Genomic DNA, 22,761 nt, shown 5'->3' with positions numbered 1-22,761 from the left:
CCCCGGCTAGTCGAGAAAAGGCAGCACCACAAGCGCTTCCGGGTCGAGCCCGTGCTGGGCGCATATACCCTGCGCCAGGGAAAAGTAGCGTTCGGCCTCGGCCAGATTGTCGAGGTCGAGATTAAGCGTTGCGAGACCATCATAACACGGAAACAGCAGTTGGGGTTCGCCCGTTTCGCGAGCTACGTCCAGTGCTTCGTGGAACAACCCAACCGCCAGGTCCGGACGGCCGTTGCACTGGTGGATCTGCCCAAGCACGATCAACGGCACCGGCAGGTGCTCGCGCTGGTCGAGCGCCCGGTCGATCTCGATGGCCTTCTCGGCAGCAGGCACGCCCTCCGTTGGACAGCGATCCGTGAAAGTACAACAAGCGACCGCCAGATTGGCGAGGAGGCGCGCCTGGAAACCCAAATCACCAATACGGCGCGCCACTTCAAGACCGCGCCGACAGACCTCCATCGCCTTTGCGGGATCGATGGTCGTGTAAAGCACGCCGAGATTGGTGTAGCCGCGGCAGGCCGCGCCCAGCAGACCGGCGGCTTCGGCCAATTCAATGCTACGCTCAACCTGACGCACGGCCTCACGGTTTCGCCCAAGGCGAGCCAGCGCGACAGCCTTGGTATTGAGTGCCTCGGCGGTCACAAGAGTGGCATCACACCTTACCTCGGAGACATGCTCCGTTGTCAGTGTGCCTACGCAATCCAGCGCCGCGTCTGCCCATTTTGCCGCGAGAGCGTGATCTCCACTACGGAACGCCTGTCGGCCACGTTCTTGCCACAGATGCGCCTGCTCGATCGGGGCATCCGCTCCATCGAGGAGCGCTGCCGCCTCAGCATAGCGGGGTTCTGCCTTGTCCCGCTTGCCGACATCCCAGAGTAGCCGACCGATCTTACGCAAAACTCGCGCCGAGGCGACGCGATTGGCCGACTCGCGGTATGCCTGCAACACCGTCTCGTAGTGGTGGTGCGCGATCTCGCGGCGGCCTGCCGGGCCGCTCAAATCGGCAATGCGCTCTGCAATTGCCAGTTTGAGCGGTGTTTGCCCGATCGCGCCCAACGCAGTCAGTGCTCGCTCGTAGAAACGAAGGGCGTCGTCGTTGGCATATATCATGCGAGCGCGATCGCCTGCCGCCTGCAGGTAATGCGCGCCCTTCTCCCGCTCGGCGCTCTGTGCAAAATGATGACCGAGCACGGTCAAATCCTCGAGCCGTTCCGGCTCGTCGCCGCACAGTTGCTCCAAGGCAGCACCGATCCGCCCGTGGATTTCGGTCCGGCGTTGCAGGAGCAGATTCTGGTAGATCACGTCCTGCAGCAATGTTTGCGTAAAGCGGTAGCTTTGAGACGAGACCGACCCTGATCCGGCAACTTCCTCGATGATTTCCGCATCGCAAAGCAGTTCGCAGCCGGCTTCGAGCCGGCCGGGGTCGGCTGTCACGGTTTTCAGAAGTGTGGCATCGAAGCGCGGGCCGATTACCGCGGCCTCCTGGGCCAACCGGCGCGCCTCTTGGGGCAGCCGGTCGACGCGGGCAAGCAACATTGCCTGGATAGTGGCGGGGATGCCGGTTGCGACTTCGCCTGCCACAGTCCGCCATCGCTGGCCCTCTCGCATCAGTACACCGCGATCGATAAGGCCGCGAACGATTTCCTCTACAAAAAGGGGGTTGCCGCCCGCGCGCTCGAGGATCTGGTCGAGAAGCCCTCCCGCGGAGCTTACCCAGCTCTCGCCGAAAAGCGCTGCCAGCAGGCTGCGTCCGTCATCATTGTTGAGTGGCGGAAGCCTGAGCGCTGTGTGACTGACCCGACTTGAGTCGAGCTGGTCGTTGTCCGGCGCCGGACGATGCGTGACCAGCAACATCAACCGCGTGCGTTCCAACCTGTCCATCACGAAACGTAGTGCCTCGAGCGACACGGCGTCCGCCCAGTGCAGGTCTTCGACGACAATCAATAGCGGCGACAACGCAAGCCGCCGTTCGATGATTGTGCGGACTGCGTAGAGAATTTGCCGCCGCAGCTGCTCGGGCTCGACATGCTGCAAGGTGGCATCGGGGTCGCCAAGGCCAAGCACATGGTAGAGCAAAGGCATCAGCCGCTTCGCCTCCTCGCCCTGCAGGCCGAGATCGGCAAGCAAGCCTGCGAGCTTCCCCCGCATTTCGTCCCCATTGTCGTTTTGCATCATCCCGGCAGCGCTGCGCACCACTGCGCCCAAGGCGCCAAAAGATTGTTCACCCAGCGGTGAGCACGTGGCCTGCCGCACGGCGACGTTGCGAAAACGCTCCTCGTCGCCGACGCGGGCGACGAACTCCTTCACCAGCCGCGATTTCCCGATGCCGGCTTCTCCGACGAGGCGGACAAGTTGGGCCGAGCCGCCGCACGCCTGGTCAAGGCTCGCCATCATTCTATTGAGCTCCGCACCACGACCTATTAGCGGCGCACTGAGGCCGAGCGCCTCGAGCCCGCGCGCTGCACGCGGCACCGCTAGCGGTGCGTCCAGTCGATGAACGAGCACGCTGCCGGCCTTGCCGCGAAACACGACATCACCCAGCGACTCGTAAGAGAAGGCATGCCGGGTCAGCCTGTGAGTGAGCTCGCCTACCAGCACCTCACCCGGTGCGGCCAGCGATTGCAGGCGTTGCGCCGTATTCACTGTGTCGCCGGTCACGGAATAGGATCTGGCGGTGCCGATGCCCAATCCGCCAGTAACGACCGGACCAGTGTTTATGCCGATGTGGAGTAACAGAGGCGAGCCGGAGTGGGGGGTGCTTTCGCCGAGCCGCGCCGTCCGGGCGATCATGTCGAGAGCGGCGCGAAGCGCACGTTCCGGATCGTCCTCATGCGCGACCGGCGCACCGAACAAAGCGAGCAGTGCATCGCCGATGAATTTGTCGACGAAACCACCAAAGTTTCGCACGGCCGCCGTCAATTCCTTGAACAGTTTGTTCTGCAGCGCTTGCATGACCTCGGGGTCGAGCTGCTCGCTGAGTGTCGTAAAGCCGCAAAGGTCGGCGAACAGGACCGTTACCGTCCGGCGATCGGCGTCAGAGACGGGATGCAGCCCTTCTTCGTTTTCGATGTTCGGAAGCAGCGACGGAGTTCGAGAAGACGGCACAATGGTCCGGCTTGGTGCCGGAGCAGGCCGTTCGACGGCTTTTGCGGGCGCACCAACGCTTGCCCCACATTTCGGACAGAACTCGAAATCAGGTGCGCAGGTGTAGCCGCAACTGGCGCATGGCACGGGCTGGCGCCTGCCACACCTCGGACAGAAGGCGTAACCGCCCTCAATCTCGAAACCGCAGCCCGAGCAGTCCATCGAACAAGACCTCACTAGTGGCCGTGACGGCGTGATCTCGCCCACACTTCACGGCCAGGCTATTCACAAGGATGCACCGATAGTCGTCGACGGGCAAGCGGCAGCGAGCGATCCGTGTGGGTCCGGTGGCAGAGCGCTGCCCATTCGGGCGGCTGCGTGGCCGTCGTCTGCGAAAGTTCCCTCTTACCCTCCGTCTTCCTGCTATCATGAAGATGAGAGGCCGTTGACCTCTTGATGCAACGGGCTGACTCGCAACGCTGTCACCGACGTCTCGCGCGCTTCCGGCCCGCAGCTACGGCCATCTGGGCCGTTTCGCCGAAGCCCGCGCGGCATGGCAGGAGGTGCTTCGCGTCAATCCCGACTATTCGTTGGAATACCGTCGCAAAGTCTTGCCCTACAAGAACCGGTCGATTTCGAACACGTGGTGGATGGGCTCCGCAAGGGGCGGTGCGGTGCAATGACAGGTGAGGCCTATGCGGCCGGATCAGACGCTAGAGGCTCCCCGATAGATCGCCGTCGCTTGCGGTTGCGCACTAGTCTCAGGTCGGCTTGATCTCTGCCTGGCCGATCTTGCGCCATCTGGCGTTTTCGCCAACCAGTTTCAGGTCGTCGGTCGTCTCGGCAAATGTCCGCAATCGGTATTGCCGGAGCAGGTTTGGGAAGAGCGCCACTTCCGGCAGGCCGGCAAGCTGCTCGCGGACTGAGATCTTTTCATCGATGACCCGCATGCCCCAGGCATTTTCCCGAACCTGCAGCTCCGCGGCCAGATCGCGCTCTTCCGGCGCGTTTTCGTCCAGCACGGCCAGAAGGATCGAGTGGAAAAGCGCTACGTAGCCAATCTGTCTCAGGCCGCCCACGACCCGCACGCGCGGCAATATGGCAAGGACAAGGAACGTCAGGAACAAGTTCGGCAGCAGCACGCCTTCCAGCAGCGCCCGCCTGAGATGTGGCCGCTCGAACGGGATGGAAAGACCTTGCGGCCTGTCAGGCTCGATCAGGTGCCCGTTCTCGAGAACGAGCTTGCGCACGCGCTCCTCGCGGATGCCCCAGAAATAGTCCGTGGCATTGGGCAGGAATCTGCCAAATGGGCTCGATGCGGCCTCTTGCCAGGCATGTTCGAGACGCTGGCGTCTTGCGGGTTCAATGAGCAGCCTGGAAAGAAGGCTGCCGTCATATTCCAGATGCCGCGCCATGGCAGCCGCGGCGGCCCGATCATCGATGAAAACCGGTAGGGCCATGCCGGCACGATCCCAATTGGCGACCAGATCCTGGTTCAGGGCAGTCAGCGCATCGGCGGCGGTTTCAAACACCTTGTCCTGGCTGGCAAGCAGTGTGCCCAGCCAGCGGCTGCCATCCGTTTCGTCGCCCACCGCTTCGAGCGCGCGCTTGTTGAGGGAGACGGGACCGGCCACGCAGGCGCTTTTGCGGCACAGTTTGTGGCGCCCCATGCCAAAGAGGTTGATCTTGTCGTCGCCGACGTCGAGCCATCCCGGCCCCTCCCGGCCAACTGTCTCCATGGTCATCGTCGTTCCCATGAAGCCGACGAAGGCCGACAGCCCGTTTTCGACCGCGCCGAGCCAGGCAAGCAGGAGGGCATCGAAGGTGATCCGGTCCATCAGAAGCAGGCAGTGCAGGCCGGACTGAATCACCGGTCTGTGCTCGAACTCGTCGAGGGCTTTGCCGATCTCGTCAGGCTGCATGGTCATACCGAGGCGCTGATGCAGGACTTCGCGCAGGATCGAGCGGGCAGCGATCGCCGGGCCCGATGCAGGCCTTGCCACCGGCCGCCAAAGATGGCGGGCGTAGTCGGAAACCGGTGCATTCCAGTTCTGCTCGATGTCGCGCACGACCTCCGGGCAGAGCAGCGACAGCACAGCCAGAATTTCCACCGGAGGCGTAGGGGTAGAGGTAGGATCAAAGACGGCGGTCATTGGTCCCGTCTAGCCGCTTGCGGTGCAAACGCCAAGCGAGACCAGACTTGCTGGATGCGGCCGGCCCACACATAGATCGTCAACTCGATTAAGATGGCGTGAGACGAAATGGCCGTATCCTACGCAGCTCTCCATGAGCAATCACCTGTTCGCTCGGCACGAATTGTCAGACTGGCTAAACAGCTAACGCCAAACAGCGGATCTTAGAACCGCAGCCGGGCCATGCTCAGGAGGTCGTGGTACTGCCCGTCGGTAAAGCCGGCCTTCACATGCCGGCCTTCGACCTCAAAGCCGTGGCTTTTGTAGAGACGGAGAGCCGCTTCGTTGTCGGCATAGACGGTCAATTCGACCCGCTTCAGGGCGCGCCAGTTGTCGGCCACGTCAAGCAGCGCGCCAAGTATGGCAGAGCCGATACCTTTGCCGACAAAGGCATCGTCAAGGCCAATATTGATCTCGCCGATATGCGAACGGCGCGGTGAACCCTGCACGACCAGGCTGCCATGGCCGACGACCTTGCCGTCCAGCTCGGCAACGATCCAGGTGGTTTCCTGGCCGGACTTGGCAATGCGCCGCGCCACCTGCTCCACCATCTCGAAAGGCATCCTGAGCGTGCCCCAGCGGAAGCCCGGCATGTTGAAGATAGCGCAAAGCGCCTCCGCATCGCTTGGCCGGACGGACCGCAGCAGCGGCTCGATTTTCTCGGAGGGTGGCGAGGTCGTGCTGGTCATGGCGTTCCCGGCGAAGGCAATCGGCCCGGTACGATGCACCGGACGCCACCTGAAAATCCAGCCGTCTCTGACCTATGATGCCGATTGCGAGCTAAAATACCGGGAGGCGGCGTAGAGTTTGAAGACGCCGCTGATGCCTATCCAGCCGAAAAGGGCGAGCCAGCACAATGTCCCGGTCGCCGTCCAGTCGATCCGGTGCACCGCAGCGTCGGTGATGACGACGCCGAGGATGGTAAGCAGGCCAACCAGAAACTGCGCCAACCCGAGCACCAGCAGTTCCTCGCGCGGCGCGCTTCTCCAGACGAGATATATACCGCCCGCACCGGCGAGGAAGATGGCGCTGTAGACCTGAGCGTGGAAGGCATCGATCGGCCATGGCCAGATGCCACTGAATGTCAGGGGAAACAGCAACAGGCCGACGCCATAGAGCCCAAGGATCGCGGATTCCGCCGGCATGTAGCCGCGCCATGCGGGATTTAAGGTCACGCCTTTTGCAGAAGGACCGGCCCTGGCCCGCCACAGGGACAGCCCGGATACCGCGACCGATGCAAGATAGACCAAAAACCACAGCCAGGGCGCTTTGCGCTCGAAGTTGAAATAGCCGAGATTGATGAACGAAGCCACCGACACGATGACGGTGAAGATGAAGGCCATGACGAGCACGAGCCTGCCGGGCGACCAGCGATTCCAGACCAGCAGTGCCGCCATCACGACCATTTCGGCGGTGTAGAAGCCACCGAGGAAGCGCGCATTGAACGGCGTGACGGCCCAAGGCCAGCCCGGTTTCACCATCGCAGGCATGAAAAGCAGGCCGGCGCCTACGATCAGGACGACGATGACCCCCGCAGAAAAAAGGCGCAGGGCCGCGGGAAATGGCGGATTGTCTGATGTCGGCATGGGAGAAAATCCCAAAGATGAATGCTCCATGGACCATCATAGTGCTGCTTGCGGCCGGTTAAAATCCGCCGAATGGAAATTGAACGGTCACCAGGCTTATCCATTCGAATGGCCGTACGGTCCGTTTCGAAGTAAGATGGAATACTCGGACCAAAGATCGGTCCGGTCAAAATGCCTCGAGGTGCATTTTCCGGAGCCTGCACGATGAACGAAGCTCAGGATCTATTCTCACTTCTGCGACAATCGGCCGATGTCGATCCGCAGGCGATCGACGCGATCAAGCGAACCATCGCGGAGGGCGAGGACCACGAACTTTGCCGCATCAATGCGCCAGCCTTCGCCAGCAAGCATGGCCTCGACGAGGAGCGCGCAATAAGCGCCTTTCTCCATGCGGCGCGGGTGGGCATCTTCGACATTTCCTGGAATGTTCTGTGCCCCGGCTGTGGCGGCGTGCTCGACACCAACGCCACGCTGAAAACCCTGCAAAAGGACGAATACACCTGCGCGCTGTGCTCAGAGGGCTATTCACCGACCCTCGACGAGATGGTCGAGGTGACATTCACCGTCAGTCCCCGCGTGCGCAGGATTGCCGCCCACAATCCACACGAACTGCCGGTGGCGGAATATTTCCGCCAGATCTACTGGGCGTCCGGCGTCGATCTGCCGGAAGAGGATTTCGCGAAAAAGCTAGAAGCGTTCTCCCTGGAGGATATCGAGCTTGCGCCCGGTGAAAAGGCGGTTCTGACCATACAGCTTCCGTCTGAATTCATCATCGTCTTCGAGCCGGTCACCCATTCAGCGCAGTTCATCGACGGGAAGGGCGAACCAACAAAGGAGCGCCGGAGCCTCTCTTTGGCCTTCGACCGCGACCATGTCCAGAACCAGACGCTGGAGATGCAACCCGGCCCGTTGCGCATTTCGCTGGAAAACCGGACCGACACCCGCGTGCTGCCGACGGTCTTCATCGCCGGCCAGGCATTGCATGATTTCCTGGGAAAACGCCGGCCCTTCCTGACCGCCAAGCGCCTGCTCACCAACCAGACGTTCCGCGATCTCTATCGCACGGATACACTCGACATCAACCAGCGCCTGAAGATCACCAGCCTGACGTTCCTGTTCACCGACCTGCGCGGATCGACCGAGCTTTACGAGCGGGTGGGCGACCTTTCAGCCTTCGATCTCGTGCGCGAGCATTTCCAGGTTCTGCACGAGATCGTCACGGCGGAGGCAGGCGCCGTGGTGAAGACGATCGGTGATGCGGTGATGGCGACCTTCGCGACGCCTGATCGTGCGATTGCTGCAGCCCTCAGGATGCGCGATGCCATGCGTACGCTCAACGACAAGAGCGGGCGCGAGGATCTGCTGCTCAAGATCGGAGTCCATGCCGGCCCCTGCATCGCCGTGTCTATGAATGAGCGACAGGACTATTTCGGCCAGACGGTCAACATTGCTTCGCGGGTCCAGAACCTTGCCAACGCACAGGCGATCTTCGCCACTCGGGCGGTGGTCGACGACAATCTCACCGCCGATCTCTTGCACAGGAACGCGCTGACGCCCGTGCCCCACGAGGTCTCGCTGCGCGGCATTGACCGGGAGATAGCAGTATATACGATCCCCTGAAGGCTTGGCCCCTGAAGATTTGGCTCGTCCCGGCCCCTCACACGCGCCTACAGATAAAATAACGATCGGCGGGAACCGAAGGTGGCGGCGGGAGGCGTTGCAACTGCGGGTGATCGAGCGGCGTGCCGCTGACCGCGATGCCGCCGACGCGAAGCAGGCGCGCGGTCAGATCGGGAAGCCAGGTAGAGGTCACTGCATCGCGATCTTCATAGCCGGTGCCGATGTCGGCATGAACAAGAGCGGCGTCGATGCCAATGAACCTGCTCGCCGTCTCGCGTATTTCGCCGAGCACGAGGTTTTCAGCTTCGGGAATTGAGCTGGCGTGTGCGGCAAGTGCGCGGTCGAACGCTACGATCCGGCGTCCGGGCAGGCGCTCGCGCAGATGGTGGAACGTCCGGCCATTGCCGAGGCCGAGCTCGAGCACGGGCCCCTCCATCTTTGCCACCTCGGCGCAGACATGATCAAGTATGTCGCGCTGTGCGGTCATCCTCCGGATGAAACTGTCAAGGCGACTCATGTGCGATTGTATGTCCAGAACCAGTTCACGAAATCAACTGCCCCCGACCAGAGCGTTTCGCGGCTGAAACCCGAGGCCGACGTGTTAAACCCCGATCGAGTCTTGCCGCGTGTAGAGGCGGACGATGAACACTGCAACAAGCGAACAGTTGCCGACAAGGATCATACGGGTGGAGTCGGCGGCACTGCGCGCGGCGGAATAGCGCTGTCACTTGTAGGGGTCCGCGGCGTCCCGCAACCCGTCGCCGAGGAAGTTGAACGCCAAGATGACGAGAACGACGGGGAGCATCGGCAAAAGCAGCCATGGATAGAACGCGATCACGCTGACGCTGCGCGCCTCGGTGAGCAGGATGCCCCAGCTGGTTATCGGTGCCCTCAGCCCGAGCCCGAGGAAGCTCAGCGCCGTCTCGCCCAGGATCATGCCAGGTATGGAGATCGTCGCCGTCGCGATCAGATGCGACATGAAGCCGGGAATGAGATGCCGCCCGATGATGCGGCTGCTTCTGGCGCCCATCAATTGCGCGGCCAGAACGTAATCCTCCTCGCGCAAGGCCAGAAGCTTTGAACGCACGGCCCGCGCCAGTCCGGTCCAGTCGAGCAGCCCGAGGATGACGGTGATGCCGAAATAGATCAGGATCGGACTCCAGGTTATCGGCATAATCGCCGCCAGAGCCAGCCATAGCGGAATGCTGGGGATCGATTGCAGAACTTCGATTATCCGTTGGACGATCAGGTCGAAGATACCGCCGTGATAGCCGGCCAGTCCGCCGATGACAATGCCGAGCAGGAAGCTGAAACTGATGCCGACGAGGCCGATTGTCAGTGAAATGCGTGCGCCATAGATGATGCGCGAGAGCACATCGCGCCCCAGCCTGTCAGTGCCGGCCAGAAAGAGCTGGCCGTTTTCGGCGGGGCAGACAAAATGCCTGTCACCTTCGATAAGGCCCCAGAACCGGTAACTGTCGCCCTTGCAGAAGAAACGGATCCGCTGAACATCATCCTGTTTCTCGACGTAGTTCCGCTTGAGCGTGTCCATATCCAGCGTCATCTGGCGGCCATAGACGAACGGCCCGACGAACTGGCCGTTGTGGAACAGGTGCACTCGCTGCGGCGGCGAATAGATGTAGTCCATGTTGCGCGTGTGCAGATCGTAGGGCGCCAGGAACTCGCAGATCAGTATCCCGAAATAGAGCGCTGCCAGGAATATGCCGGATACAAGGGCAAGCCGGTGCCGACGGAATTTCCACCACATCAGCCGCAGCTGCGACGCCTGAAAGACCTTCGACTGCTCCGGCGTCATCGCCTCGACCGACTCCAGGTCAAAGGGCGCAATGGAAACGTAGTGTTGCAGCGGGGCGCCCGGAGCGGGCAGCGGCGATTGCGTGTTCATTTGGTGCTGCCGCCTTGCAAACGAATTCGCGGATCAAGTAGCGCCAGCGCCAAGTCGGAAATCAGGACGCCGATGACCGTCAGGAAGGCGAGGAACATCAGGAACGACCCTGCCAGATACATGTCCTGGCTTTGCAGCGCCTTGATCAGCATCGGCCCGGTCGTCTCCAAAGACAGCACGATTGCCGTGATTTCGGCGCCGGAGATGATGGCCGGCAGGATAGAGCCGATATCTGAAATGAAGAAATTGAGCGCCATGCGCAGCGGATATTTGACCAGCGCCCTGAAGGGATGAAGGCCTTTGGCCCGCGCGGTCACGACATATTGCTTATGTAGCTCATCGAGCAGATTGGCGCGCAGCCGCCGGATCATGCTTGCCGTGCCCCCGGTGCCGATGATCAAGACCGGAATCCAGAGATGGGCGAGGATCGACTTCGCCTTGGCCCAGCTCATCGGCTCGCCGAGATATTGCTGGTCCATGAGATGGCCGATAGACGTGCCGAACCAGATGTTGGCGAAATACATCAGGATCAGCGCCAGCATGAAGTTCGGAATCGCAAGGCCGAGAAGGCCGAAGAAAGTCAGGCCGTAGTCGCCCCAGCTGTATTGATGCGTGGCGGAGTACATGCCGATCGGAAAGGCGATGAGCCAGGTAAAGATGATCGTGACGAAGGAAACCAGCACCGTCAGCCACATTCGGTCCCCGACGACGTCGCGAACCGGCAGCTCATATTCGAAGGAATAGCCGAAATCGCCGTGCAGCATCCCGCCGACCCAGTAGAAGTAGCGAATGACCGGTGGCTTGTCGAAACCATATTCCTTGCGCATCATCTCGATGCGATCGGAATCCACCGCTTCGCCCTGAGCCCGAAGCTCGGCAACATAGCTGTCGAAATAGTCGCCTGGGGGAAGTTCGATGATCGTGAACACCAGTGCCGATATGACCAGCAGCGTTGGAACCATCACGGCGATGCGCCAGACAAAATATCGAAGCACGCTCAGGACTCTCCAAGCCAGAATGTATCCGGCATATAGACACCGAAATAGGCGGTCGGGTCGTAGCCGTAGAGCGCCTTGTCAGGCAGATTGCGCAGCCGCGAGGATGCCAGAACCGGCTGATGCGTTCCGTTTACCGTGCCGATCGAAAACACCTGATCGGTATAGATCGACAGCATTGAATTCCAGATCTCGGCGCGCTCCGTGGCTTCGGTCGATGCGTTCCAGCGCCTGAGTAAAGCCATCAACTCGACCACGGGCGGAAGATCGGGCGCTTCGCCGACCTTGCCACGGGACAAGTAGTGAGCACCCCAGAGCGGCCATTGCAGCTGGTCATCGACGGTTGGGGCCAGTTGGTAGGGGTTCATGTCGGCGGTCGGCACGCCATTGTCGATGCCCGACCACATCGACATCATGATCTGGCCACCAAGCGCGCGGCTGCGGAAGATGTCGCGCTGCGAAGTCCGGATGAACAGGGCGATGCCGATCTTGCGCCAGTGATCGGTGATGAGCTCGAGCGCGTCGGTTTCCAGCGTGCTTTCGCCGGCCGTTTCCACTACGAGCTGCGCCGAGCGTCCGTCGGGAAGTATCCGCAGGCCGTCATCGTCACGCGCCTGAAGCCCGACCTCGTCGAGCAGGGCATTGGCCTGGTCGGGATCATGGGCGACCCAGGCTTTCGCGAATTCCGGCCGGTAGAGCGGGCTCTCCGGCAGGACCGTATCGGCACTTTCCTGCGCCAATCCGTAGAACACAGCCAAATTGATCTCGCGCCTGTCCACAGCGAGCGAAAGTGCGCGGCGCACGCGCACGTCACGAAAAAGGCCACGCCACACCTGGTCGGCACAATTCAGATTGGGCAGCAGCGCCAGCCGCGAACCTTGTGTGCGTTTCCAGAGATGCATCTTCACCGGGTAGCGCTTCTCCGCATCCTTCAGGAAGGAGTAATCGGTGAAGTCAATTCCCATGCCTTGCAGGTCGCTCTCGCCCGCACCGGTCTTGGCGGAAATGATCGCCGACGAGCTGACATTCATGACAATCCGGTCGACATAGGGCAGTTGCCGGCCATTCTCGTCTATTCGATGAAAGAACGGGTTCCGCTCGAAGACGAACTGCTCAGCCGGCGGCTTGGTCCGGTTCTGCCAGGGATCGAGCGTCGGCAGTTCCGGGTTCTCCGGGCGATACTGCCGCGACATGCGGATATGCAAGAGCGTCCATTTCTGGGCCCGGTTCTCCTTCATTAGGCCGGCGAGCCGGAATGGATCCTGGTATTTCTTGTGGAACTGCTTGAGATAGGCGGCCGGCAGAACAAGCGATAGGGGCGAAGCAGCGGCGAGCTTGGGCAGGAAGTCGGGATTGGGCGCATCCCAACTATAGCGGACCGTCAACGGATCGACGATCTCGAAGCGTGGCGGCTTGCCGTCCGCCAGCAGGGCCGGGGCAAGCCCGCCTTGCGAAAGCTCATCGTTCAGCCAGACATCTTCCCAGCAATAGCGAAAATCCTCCGACGTCAGCAGGCTACCGTCAGACCATTTATGTCCTTCTCGTATCTTGAAAGTGAAGACACGATCATCCGCTACATCGAAACTTTCGAGAATGTCGGCTTGCAGGTTAAGCTTTTCGTCATAGCCGACCAGGCGAGCGTACCCGTAGATCGTCATCATCCGGATATCTTTCTGGCTGCCGATGATCGTGCGCAGCGTGCCGCCATATTGGCCGGGCTGCCGGCCCATCGCAGCGAGATTCAACGCGCGCGGGCGCTTGGGCAGGCGTTCGGCGAGTGCCGGCAGCGCTCTGGCCTTCAGCTGCGGCTCAAGAAATTCCGGCTCCAGATCGCCGGCGCGCAACGTGCCCGGCAGAAATGCCGAAGCCATGAGTCCAAGGACGGTGCGCCGGCTGATCAATGGCGTAGCTCGCTGACATCGGCCGAACTTCGGGCCAGCACGAGGTGGCCGCCGCCAAGATCGAGCGGCGACAGCATGTCCTCGTCGCCCTCGTCGCGGAATTGCGGTCCCCATGCGCTGGTGTCGGAAGCGCCGCTGAGTTTCAGCGTCTTGAAATCCATCGGCCTGTCGAGATCGGGGAAAGGTACTGCGGCGACCAGTGAGCGCGTGTAGGGGTGGACCGGTTTCCTAAGCAGAATTTCGCGCGGCGCGAGCTCGACGATACGCCCGCCGCACATCACCGCGATGCGGTCTGCCATGTAGTCCACCACCGCCAGGTTGTGGGATATGAACAGGTAGGTCAGGCCCAGTTCCTTCTGCAGGTCCTTCAGAAGGTTCAGGATCTGCGCCTGGACAGAGACATCGAGTGCCGAAACCGGCTCGTCGCAGATCAGGAGTTCAGGCCCCAACGCCAACGCGCGCGCGATGCCGATACGCTGACGCTGCCCGCCGGAGAAACTATGCGGATAACGCTTTATGAAGCGCGGGTCGAGCCCGATTGCCTGCATCAGGCTCTTGACCGTGGCGAGTCGGGACGCGGCATTGCCACGTCGATGGATTTCCAGCGGCTCGCTCAAAATGTTCTCCACCGTCATGCGGGGTGAAAGCGACGAAACCGGATCCTGGAAGACCATCTGGATTTTCGCGCGCAGCATGCGCAGGGCGTCTCCCTCGGCTTCCAAGACGTCGATCGGACCATCGCGGCCATTGAAGATCACAGAGCCGCCGCTAGGGGTGACAGCCCGCATGAGGATCTTGCTGACGGTGGTTTTGCCGGAGCCGCTTTCGCCGACAAGACCCAGGCACTCACCCCGCCTGATATCAAAGCTCACGCCGTCCACGGCGCGAACAGAGGTTTGATGATCTCCGCCGAACCATCCGGACTTGCGGATCGTGAAGGTCTTTGTCAGATCCCTGACCGACAGCAGGATGTCGTCCGGCCCCTTCGATGCCGGCGCCGTCTGCTTGCCGAGCAGGTTCCCGACATTCACCGGCACCTCGCGGAGCGCCTTTAGCCTTTCGCCGGGCTTCAGGTCGAAATGCGGAACGGCTGCCATCAGGCCCTTCAGGTAAGGGTGGCCCGGCCGGCGGAATATCGCCTCCACAGGTCCCGCTTCCATGATCTCGCCATGGTACATGACCACCACCTCGTCGGCGACGTTGGCGACTACGCCAAGGTCGTGCGTGATCAGCAGCATCGCCATGTTCAGCTTCGTCTGAAGCTCGCGCAGCAATTGCAGGATTTGCGCCTGGATGGTGACGTCCAACGCCGTCGTCGGCTCGTCGGCGATCAACAGCGCGGGCCGGCAGATAAGCGCCATGGCGATCATGGCGCGTTGACGCAATCCTCCCGAAAGTTCAAAGGGATACATGTCATAGGCGCGCTTGGGGTTGGGAAAGCCGACAAGTCCGAGCATTTCCTCGGTCCGCGCCTTGCGCTCCACCCAAGCCATGGGCGTATGAATCTGCAGGGATTCGCTCACCTGATTGCCGATCGTATGCAGCGGCGACAGTGATGTCATCGGCTCCTGAAATATTTTGCCGATGCGGCTGCCTCTCAACGCCCGGATTTCGAGTCCGTCACGCGGCATCTGCAGGATATCCTGCGTCGTGCCGGGCTTTTCAGGATCGGAAAACAGGATACGGCCGCGAACATGGGCTGTGTTCGGCAAAATGCCCATCACTGCCTGGCTGAGAACCGATTTTCCGGAACCGGACTCGCCCACAAGCGCGGTAACCTTGCCGGGCAGGACGCGAAGATTTGCACGCCTGACGGCATGCAACGGTCCCCCTATAATGGCAAAAGAGATGCCAACATCCTCGATCCGCAGCAGATCAACGCCCAAATTCATTCTCACACCAGCCCCCACTCTGGCAGGTCCAGAAGGCGAGACTATCGCATTGCCAGCCTAGAGCAACTTGGATTCGAACAGTCGCCAGTTCCCTGGCGGAACCGGCGACCGGACTGTTACCAAACGCGTTCGGATCAGATCGTGGCGGTTACTGGAGCTTCCTCGGGTCGCCCGCGGACGGCCGCGCGGCATTGCGATGAAGCAGCATGACCTGCTCGGCGTCCGATATTCGGTCGTAAATCGGCTCCAGCGCACCGTCTTCGTCGAGCGAGAGAGTACCCGACAAATCGGGTGAAAGCACCGTTAGCTTCTGCCTGATGCCCGCCAGTTCCTCCATGCCGAGCGCCAGCCAGTTGTTGGCGCCGCAATAGCTGGCGAAATCTTTGCTGGCGAGAACGCTGTGCGGATATTTCTTGGTCAGGGTCTGGAGGCGCTGGACCTCGTTTACAGCCGAGCCGAAGACAGAGAATGTGAGCCGGTCGGTAAGCCCGACATTGCCGAACATCACATTGCCGACATGCAGGCCGATACCATAGTTTATGTCGCTCAATCCCTGCTGCTTTCTGCGCAGATTGAGATCCATCATGCGCGCGGTGGCCTTGTGCGCTGCTGCAAGAGCAGCCTGGCAGGCGATCTCGGACTGTGAACGGTGCCTTGCGCAAGGGTAGACGGCAATGAAGCCATCACCTATGAAACTCATGATCTGCCCGCCCTTGCGATTGAAAGGTGCAGCAGCGGCGTCGAAAAACTGGTTCAGCGTATCGATATAGACTTCGCGGCCGGAGGTTTCGGCAAGTCTTGACGACCCGCGCATGTCGCCCATGACCAGTGCCGCCCGGATTGTATCACCCTCGCCGCGCTTGATCTGGCCGTCGAGCACGCGCCTGCCGGCGTCGCCGCCGAGATAAGTGGTCATCATGTTGTCGGCAAGCTTGGTGAGCACCGCCATCTTGGTTGCGATAGCGAGATGGTTCTGGATGCGCAGCAGCGCCGAAATCATGCTGTCGCTGAAGCCTGCAGCACTGTCGGTGGACCAAGACCCGATCATGCCCTGACTGGTGTTGCCGCTGAAGGGATGGACGAAAGCCATGTAATCGGTGACGCCCATCAGCTTGAGGTCATCGAAAACAGGAAATTCCGACGGCACCGACGGGTCGAGCCGGCGCCGCAGATGGTCGAGCTTGTGGCTGAGCAGATGGTAGTATGGGCTGGTCAGGAATCTGTCGGAATGAACGCCGTTCTCCTTGCGGAAGCCTTCCACTTCCAGGCCCTGGCCGCGGAGCCAGGTGAAGCCGAGCGCGTCATAAAGCGGATGAAGCATCGAAAAGCTCAAATGCACCCGCTTCAACGGCAGGCCGGCAGCAGCCAGCCGTTCACAAAAGCCCCTTACCAATGTTTCCAGGTCGTCGCCCGCCAACGCCGATTGGGTCAGCCAATCGGCAACCTTATCCATGAGAATGGCAGAAATTTCTGCTTGCGCTGTGCTCATGCTATCTCGAAATCTCCTTGCACAAATTCGCCGGCTCGGACGCCGTCAGGCCTTCACCACCGTCTCTCGGGCTAGCCCGAGGCGGCCAAAAATATTGCGTGTGTCGACGATCAGTAGAGCGTGATCCGCGATCGCCTGATAGTCGATCGCGTCGTGGTCGGTTGCAACGACGACAGCGTCGAAATCCTTCAAGGCCACATCGGTCAATTCGACCGAGCGACGCCCCTTGATCGCCATATGCTCCCGTGTGGCCGGGATTTCGGTAACATGCGGATCGTGGAATTCCGCCTTGCCGCCCCATTCCTCGATGAGTTCAATGAGCCGCAATGAGGGGCTTTCGCGGATGTCGGGCACATTCTTCTTATAGGCGAGCCCGATGATGAGAATGCGCGAGCGGCTGAGCGCCTTGCCGCAGCGCCGGTCCAGCGCCTTCGCCAGTTCATCGACCACATGACGCGGCATGGCCGTGTTGATCTCTGCCGCCAGCTCGATGAAGCGGGTCGGCAGTTCGTATTCGCGAGCCTTCCACGTCAGGTAGAAGGGATCGATCGGAACGCAGTGCCCGCCAAGTCCAGGGCCAGGATAGAACGGCATGTAGCCGAAGGGCTTGGTCTTTGCCGCCTCGATCACCTCCCAGATGTCGATTCCCATCGCACCGAGCACGATCTTCAACTCGTTGACGAGGGCTATGTTGACCGAGCGGAAGATGTTTTCCGTCAGCTTGACCGCCTCGGCGGTCGCCGTGGTGGAAACCGGAACGACGGTCTTGACCACGCCATGATAGAAAGCCTGCACGAGCGTCGCCGCTTCAATGCCGTCACCTGCCACGACCTTGGGGATCGTCGCGACTTCAAAGCTGCGGTTGCCGGGATCCTCGCGTTCGGGCGAGAAGCCGAGGAAGAAGTCTATCCTCGACTGCAAGCCGATTTTTTCCAGGATGGGCTTGATCACGTCGTCGGTGGTGCCGGGATAGGTGGTCGATTCCAGCACGATCAGCTGGCCGAGACGCAGATGCTTCGCGATGGTGCCGGCGGTGTTCCTGACAAAGGAGAGATCCGGCTCGCGGTGTTTCGTCAGTGGTGTCGGAACGCAGATGATGATGACATCGCAGACGGCCAGTTCGGCAAAATCCGCAGTGGCGCGGAACCGTCCGCTCGCCACCTGGCCGGCAAGGGCTGTCGACGTCACCGCCTCGATGTAGGATTGTCCGTTGTTCAGGCTCTCGACCTTTTGGGCTTCGATGTCGAAGCCGCAAACAGGGAAGCCGGCGCGTGCGATCGCAACCGCCAGCGGCAACCCGACATAGCCCAGTCCGATCACGCCGACTTGCGCGGCACGCGTCGAAATCCGGTTCAGAAGACGGTCATATGTCGATCGTGAGGCGTCCAAAAATCTGCTTCCCGTCAATTCGGACAGGCCGTCCGCTTCCATGGTGAGGCTCACCGCTCACAAGAGCCCCGAGGCATATTGCGGAAAATCGATGTCCGCAAGCCGTCAGACCGGCACCTTCGCCTTAAGGCTTGCGGCAGCCATCGCATAGCCGCCGGCGGCGCCATCGATGAAATGAACGTGATCGCGCTGCAGCGGCGATGCGACGAGGCATGTCATCAAGGCCGATTTCTGGCGGTGCAGGCCATAGTTGCAGATGCCCGCCTCTTCCGCCTGTTTCAGCCGGTTCTCGATCCGTTGCAACACATCCGCGTCAACGTCGATGGTCATCTTTAAGCCATCGTCGAACTTCCGGAAATCCGAATTGCTGGCCACTTCGCGTTTGTAGATCTTCGGATCGAATCTGCCGATCGTCCAGCCATATCTATCCGTAACAGCCGTAAGCGTCATCAGGAACACTATCCACAGCTTCGACAGCCATCGCCGTCCTGCCGGCGCCGTGGCCCGCGCCTCGATATCGAGGCCGGCGGGCAGCAAACTGTAGTCCGGCCCGTTCACCGGCACCGGGTGGCCATCGCGTTCCTGCCTGCCGGCAAGGGCGATGATGTCGGAAACCAGAAACTGAAAACCGCGCAAGTCGCGCGACGCCCCCGGTATGGCTATGATCGAGACGATTTCGCCATGCCGGGCTTCGATCGGGTTCCAGCGGCACGAGAGGCCGGTCAGGTCCGGCCGCGCGCCGGCCGGCGCAGGATCGATGCGGTAGCGCCCCGCTTTCATCTCGGCTTCCGCCCAACTGCCGCCACCTCCGGCGAACATGGCATAGAAGACCGCATCGGAGGCCTGGAACCTCGCCACGCGAACGTCGAGGCCTTGCGCTCTTATATCCTTTATCGGCACGATTGCGGCACGCAAGGTCAGATCCAGTTCGTCCGCCACCCATCTCTGGACAGCCGCCAGCGCGTTGCGGGTGATCTCCAGCGCCGAGCCGGGAAACGCCACGAGCGCGCCGTCGCCGCCGAAGACAAAGGGAAGATCTTGCCTACCCAGCGCATTGAGCAGCGCCGAAATGACGCTGGCACCGGCCATATTGACGGTTTTATAGCGCCCCGCCTCGATCGCCTTGGTCGAGCCGACGATGTCTGCGGTGGCCAGCGCCCAGCCATCGGGGAGAGGCCGATAGTTATCAATATCGGCAACGCTTTCAAACTTTGCGAAGACCGGCAGAGAAGCAACAAACGGATCGGACGCGGCAGCTGTTTCCATGAGCATCAGATAGCACATTCCAGTGCTTGAGGGTGAAGTCGATCATGCTTCGAAATTGACTTGCGCAGGCTTTCCGATGATAGGGTCCGGCGATGCGAATTGCCTTCTATGCGCCGCTGAAGTCGCCCAATCATCCCGTTGCCTCCGGCGACCGCCAGATGGCACGGATGCTGGTCAAGGCGCTGGAGCATGGAGGACATAGCGTCGAACTGGCATCCGAATTGCGCTTCTATCTACGCGAACCGGATTGGAAAAGTTTCGATGCGCTCAAGATCGAGGCCCGGGAGGAAGCCGCGCGGCTGGCAAGGCTTTGGGATCGTGACGGCAAGCCCGATCTGTGGTTCACCTATCATCCCTATTACAAGGCGCCCGACCTGATCGGGCCCGAACTGGCGTTGGCCTTTGGTGTCCCCTATGTGACAGCGGAAGCCTCCCATTCGAGGCGGCGCAACACCGGTTTGTGGGCCGATACGCAAGCGTTGGTGGCGCGAGCCGTCGAACAGGCGGTGCTGAACATCTGCTTCACGCAAAGGGATCGTCAGGGACTGGCAGATGCGGTACCCGACGCCGCTTTCGGCATGCTTTCGCCCTTCATCGACACCTCGCTATTCCGGGAAACGCCGGCACGGGGTTGTCCGACGCGCCTCGTTACCGTCGCCATGATGCGCCCGGGCGACAAAGTCGAAAGCTATCGCATGCTGGCGCAGGCGCTCGGTTCGATCGGTCACCTGCCCTGGACCATGTCGGTCGTCGGGGACGGACCTGCCCGCGAGGAGATCAAAGCGCAATTCGCCGGCTTGCCCGCCGAGCGTATCGAATGGCTTGGCGCGATTGAGCCAGCCGCCGTGCCGGATGTCCTCTACAGTGGGGGAATTTACGTCTGGCCGGGTTTCGGCGAGGCCTATGGCGTTGCCTATCTTGAAGCACAGGCCGCCGGCCTTCCGGTTGTGGCTCAGGACGTCGCCGGCGTGCCGGAGGTCGTCCGGAATGGCCAGGCCGGGTTTCTCACCCCGCCGGACGATGTGGCGGCGTTCGCTTCTGCCATTGAAAGGCTTCTGGCCCGTAACGACGAAAGATCCATCATGGCCGCAGAAGCCAGACGTTTCATCCTCGAAGAACGTTCTCTCGGTGCTGCAGCGGCGCGTCTGGCCGAACTTCTTGCGAAGATCCCGGTCTCATGACATCCGATCAAATCTGGCAACCCTTGGTGGAGGAACTGGCGAGCCGGCAGCGGGCGGACCGTAAGGCAGAGTTCTGGCTGCGCGACGATGACGCCGTGGATCCGACGCCTGCGCTTGATCGGTTGCTCGACCTCACCGGTGAATTCGCGGTTCCGGTGACTCTGGCCGTCATTCCCGCCCTGACTGACGAGAAGCTTGTCGTTCGGCTTGACGAGGCGCCGCATGCCACGGTCGCCATCCATGGCTGGGCGCACCGAAATCATGCGCCCGAGGGCCAGAAGAAGCAGGAGCTCGGCGCGCATCGGCCACGCGAGGCGGTGCTCGATGATCTGGCTCGCGGGCTGGCGCACGTAACCGGCCTGCACGGCGCACGTGCCGTTCCGATGCTGGTGCCACCCTGGAACAGGATCGACGCCGGCTTGGTATCCGACCTTGGATCGATAGGATTTTCGGCATTGTCGGTCTATGGGCCGCCAAGGCCGGCTTCACTTGCGGTCATCAACAGCAATGTCGACATCATGGATTGGCATGGCACGCGCGGCTGCCGCGATCATGGCCTATTGGTTCAGGCTATCATCGCGCAATTGCAGCATGCATTCGATGGGGGCGAACCGGTGGGCCTGCTCACCCACCATCTCGTACATGATGAATCGGCCTGGCTCTTCCTCGAACGGCTGTTCACAGTCACCGCACAGACTGAAGCCTGCGCATGGCTTCCGATCAGGACATTGATCGGGCGCAGCGCCGGTAGAACAATTCCAGGAAAGTATGAACGGTTTCCGTCCGGAATTGCGTCAAAACAAAGAGATAGAGGAAAATAGCTCAGCGCCTTTTGCGCAATGGGACTGGAAGTTTGAGCGTCTGGCCATCCCGCGCGGCAAAAGCGCCGGTAAACCTGTCCTTGGCCAGTTTCTGGATCTTGTCCAGTTCCTTGTCGGTGCGTGTCGGATCGTGGTGAAACAGCGCAAGCCTCCGCGCACCGGCCGCCTCACAGAGCTTGACGCCCTGTTGCCACGTCGAGTGCCCGTAACCGCGGCGGCGTTCCATTTCCTCCTCGGTGTAGGTGCAATCGTAAATGACGAGGTCGGCATCTTCGATCAGGCCGAGCACCGCCTGATCGAGTTTGTCCGGCTCGTGCTCAGTGTCTGTGATCACCGCCACGACGCCGCCGCCCCATTCGACCCGGTAGCCTATGCAGCCGCCCGGGTGCATAAGACTGCCGGTTCGGACCACCACCCCTTCGCGCGGGCGAAGCACGTCTCCGGATACGAAATCGCGATAGTCGAGGCTTGCCTTGCAGGCCTCCAGTTTCACCGGAAACCACGGCGGCCGCATGAACTCATCGACCATCTGCCGGGTCGTCATGTGTCCTGCAAGATGCCCGGACCAAAGCGTAACCTTGGCGCCCCGGTCATAGATCGGCGCAAAAGACGGCAGCCCGATGATGTGATCGTAATGGCAATGGGTGAAAAGCAGGTCGAAATCGGTCACGCCCAACGCCTGAAGCGCCGCGCCGGCAGGCCGTAGGCCAGAGCCTGCGTCGAACAGAAGCGTATGCTTACCGCATCGCATCTCGACGCAGATTGAGTTGCCGCCATAGCGAGAGAATTCTGGCCCTGATACCGAAATGCTGCCGCGGACACCCCAAAACCTGACCAGGAAAACGTTGTCGTCCATGCTACCCCTTCGCCCATCATATCCAAACAACTGCTGCTAGGCGAGACAGGCTTTCTCCGGGTGATCTTCTCAGCGAGAGGACAGTGCCGTCACGACGGCGAGGATCGAGCGCACGTCCTTCGTTATTTGGCGCTTCGTGCGTCGATCAGATCCGCGGTCGTATGGCTTAGGCGATCGGCAAGAACCCGCAATATCTCGATGGTCATTTCCGGGAACTCCCTCATAAGCCTCAGGAAATGATCCTTGCGGATTCTCAGGGCTTCCAGCGGACTTGCCGCTCTGACGGTGGCAGTGCGGGAGCTGTTGCACAATATGGCGATCTCGCCAACGATCGAATTTGGCTCCAGTTCGGCAACTTTTATCGGTCCGCTGTCGGAATCGACAAGAATATCCGCCCTGCCTGAAAGGATGACATAGGCGGCGTCTCCCTCGTCGCCCTGCCGGAAAAGGATCTGGCCGGCGCTGTAGCTCACACGATCGGATGTGAACGCAAGCAGCTTGAGCTTTGTCGGCTCGATGGCAGAGAACAAGGGAACGCGTTGCAGCATTCCAACTTCATCCTTGAGCAGCATTGTCGCAAACC

17 protein-coding genes and 1 pseudogene are annotated in these 22,761 nt (G+C 61.1%); 4 read left to right on the top strand and 14 right to left on the bottom strand.

Annotated features, from left to right (window positions below; all coding sequences use genetic code 11):
- Positions 1–6: 6 nt before the first annotated feature.
- Entirely contained in the window at positions 7–3,306 is a 3,300-nt protein-coding gene (locus NKI16_RS15570) for an adenylate/guanylate cyclase domain-containing protein (RefSeq protein ID WP_352782300.1), read from the bottom strand.
- 216 nt (positions 3,307–3,522) lie between these two features.
- Between NKI16_RS15570 and NKI16_RS15565 the strand changes: the two are divergent.
- A pseudogene (locus NKI16_RS15565) lies at positions 3,523–3,748 on the top strand (adenylate/guanylate cyclase domain-containing protein); the annotation flags it as partial.
- Between the two features lie 97 nt (positions 3,749–3,845).
- On the opposite strand, the gene NKI16_RS15560 reads toward NKI16_RS15565, so the two are convergent.
- The 3 genes from NKI16_RS15560 to NKI16_RS15550 all read right to left on the bottom strand — a co-directional run bounded on the left by NKI16_RS15560 (position 3,846) and on the right by NKI16_RS15550 (position 6,862).
- Positions 3,846–5,237 (bottom strand): hypothetical protein, encoded by a 1,392-nt coding sequence (locus NKI16_RS15560; RefSeq protein ID WP_352570077.1) that lies wholly within the window; start codon positions 5,235–5,237, stop codon positions 3,846–3,848.
- A 203-nt stretch (positions 5,238–5,440) separates the two neighbouring features.
- Positions 5,441–5,965 carry a GNAT family N-acetyltransferase gene (locus NKI16_RS15555; RefSeq protein WP_352450247.1) on the bottom strand — a complete coding sequence of 175 codons (525 nt, stop codon included), beginning with the start codon at positions 5,963–5,965 and terminating at the stop codon, positions 5,441–5,443.
- Between the two features lie 72 nt (positions 5,966–6,037).
- Positions 6,038–6,862 carry a hypothetical protein gene (locus NKI16_RS15550; RefSeq protein ID WP_352782299.1) on the bottom strand — a complete coding sequence of 275 codons (825 nt, stop codon included), beginning with the start codon at positions 6,860–6,862 and terminating at the stop codon, positions 6,038–6,040.
- A 204-nt stretch (positions 6,863–7,066) separates the two neighbouring features.
- Here NKI16_RS15550 and NKI16_RS15545 point away from each other — a divergent pair, with 204 nt between their 5' ends.
- On the top strand, positions 7,067–8,482 hold the full coding sequence (locus NKI16_RS15545) for an adenylate/guanylate cyclase domain-containing protein (RefSeq protein WP_352782297.1): 1,416 nt from the start codon (positions 7,067–7,069) through the stop codon (positions 8,480–8,482).
- A gap of 37 nt (positions 8,483–8,519) precedes the next feature.
- On the opposite strand, the gene NKI16_RS15540 is transcribed toward NKI16_RS15545, so the two are convergent.
- The 8 genes from NKI16_RS15540 to NKI16_RS15505 all read right to left on the bottom strand — a co-directional run bounded on the left by NKI16_RS15540 (position 8,520) and on the right by NKI16_RS15505 (position 19,338).
- A complete protein-coding gene (locus NKI16_RS15540) occupies positions 8,520–8,999 on the bottom strand; it encodes a class I SAM-dependent methyltransferase (protein WP_352457162.1) in 480 nt (159 codons plus the stop codon).
- A gap of 207 nt (positions 9,000–9,206) precedes the next feature.
- Positions 9,207–10,388 carry an ABC transporter permease gene (locus NKI16_RS15535; protein WP_031211575.1) on the bottom strand — a complete coding sequence of 394 codons (1,182 nt, stop codon included), beginning with the start codon at positions 10,386–10,388 and terminating at the stop codon, positions 9,207–9,209.
- Positions 10,385–11,383 carry an ABC transporter permease gene (locus NKI16_RS15530; RefSeq protein ID WP_352570080.1) on the bottom strand — a complete coding sequence of 333 codons (999 nt, stop codon included), beginning with the start codon at positions 11,381–11,383 and terminating at the stop codon, positions 10,385–10,387. The genes NKI16_RS15535 and NKI16_RS15530 overlap by 4 nt, the downstream gene beginning before the upstream one ends.
- A 2-nt stretch (positions 11,384–11,385) precedes the next feature.
- Positions 11,386–13,284 carry an ABC transporter substrate-binding protein gene (locus NKI16_RS15525; protein ID WP_352570081.1) on the bottom strand — a complete coding sequence of 633 codons (1,899 nt, stop codon included), beginning with the start codon at positions 13,282–13,284 and terminating at the stop codon, positions 11,386–11,388.
- Positions 13,281–15,176 carry an ABC transporter ATP-binding protein gene (locus NKI16_RS15520; protein ID WP_352570082.1) on the bottom strand — a complete coding sequence of 632 codons (1,896 nt, stop codon included), beginning with the start codon at positions 15,174–15,176 and terminating at the stop codon, positions 13,281–13,283. Before NKI16_RS15520 ends, NKI16_RS15525 begins: the two co-directional genes overlap by 4 nt.
- 148 nt (positions 15,177–15,324) lie before the next feature.
- On the bottom strand, positions 15,325–16,665 hold the full coding sequence (locus NKI16_RS15515) for an adenylate/guanylate cyclase domain-containing protein (RefSeq protein WP_352570083.1): 1,341 nt from the start codon (positions 16,663–16,665) through the stop codon (positions 15,325–15,327).
- 45 nt (positions 16,666–16,710) lie between these two features.
- Positions 16,711–18,054, bottom strand: a complete 1,344-nt coding sequence (locus NKI16_RS15510; protein ID WP_352570084.1) for a nucleotide sugar dehydrogenase — start codon at positions 18,052–18,054, stop codon at positions 16,711–16,713.
- A gap of 105 nt (positions 18,055–18,159) precedes the next feature.
- Positions 18,160–19,338, bottom strand: a complete 1,179-nt coding sequence (locus NKI16_RS15505; protein WP_352457190.1) for a DUF3095 domain-containing protein — start codon at positions 19,336–19,338, stop codon at positions 18,160–18,162.
- 74 nt (positions 19,339–19,412) lie between these two features.
- Here NKI16_RS15505 and NKI16_RS15500 point away from each other — a divergent pair, with 74 nt between their 5' ends.
- Positions 19,413–20,501: a glycosyltransferase family 4 protein gene (locus NKI16_RS15500; protein ID WP_352570085.1), complete on the top strand. Its 1,089-nt coding sequence runs from the start codon at positions 19,413–19,415 to the stop codon at positions 20,499–20,501.
- Positions 20,498–21,322 (top strand): polysaccharide deacetylase family protein, encoded by an 825-nt coding sequence (locus tag NKI16_RS15495; protein ID WP_352570086.1) that lies wholly within the window; start codon positions 20,498–20,500, stop codon positions 21,320–21,322. The genes NKI16_RS15500 and NKI16_RS15495 overlap by 4 nt, the downstream gene beginning before the upstream one ends.
- Position 21,323: 1 nt before the next feature.
- Here NKI16_RS15495 and NKI16_RS15490 read toward each other — a convergent pair whose 3' ends face one another.
- Positions 21,324–22,178, bottom strand: a complete 855-nt coding sequence (locus tag NKI16_RS15490; RefSeq protein ID WP_352755869.1) for an MBL fold metallo-hydrolase — start codon at positions 22,176–22,178, stop codon at positions 21,324–21,326.
- A 122-nt stretch (positions 22,179–22,300) separates the two neighbouring features.
- On the bottom strand, positions 22,301–22,750 hold the full coding sequence (locus NKI16_RS15485; RefSeq protein WP_023675957.1) for a cyclic nucleotide-binding domain-containing protein: 450 nt from the start codon (positions 22,748–22,750) through the stop codon (positions 22,301–22,303).
- Positions 22,751–22,761 lie beyond the last annotated feature (11 nt).

This window comes from Mesorhizobium sp. M0698, assembly GCF_040320455.1.
Classification (GTDB): Bacteria; Pseudomonadota; Alphaproteobacteria; order Rhizobiales; family Rhizobiaceae; genus Mesorhizobium.
Note: the sequence above shows the minus strand (reverse complement) of the source record. Positions and strands in the feature narration are given on the sequence as shown.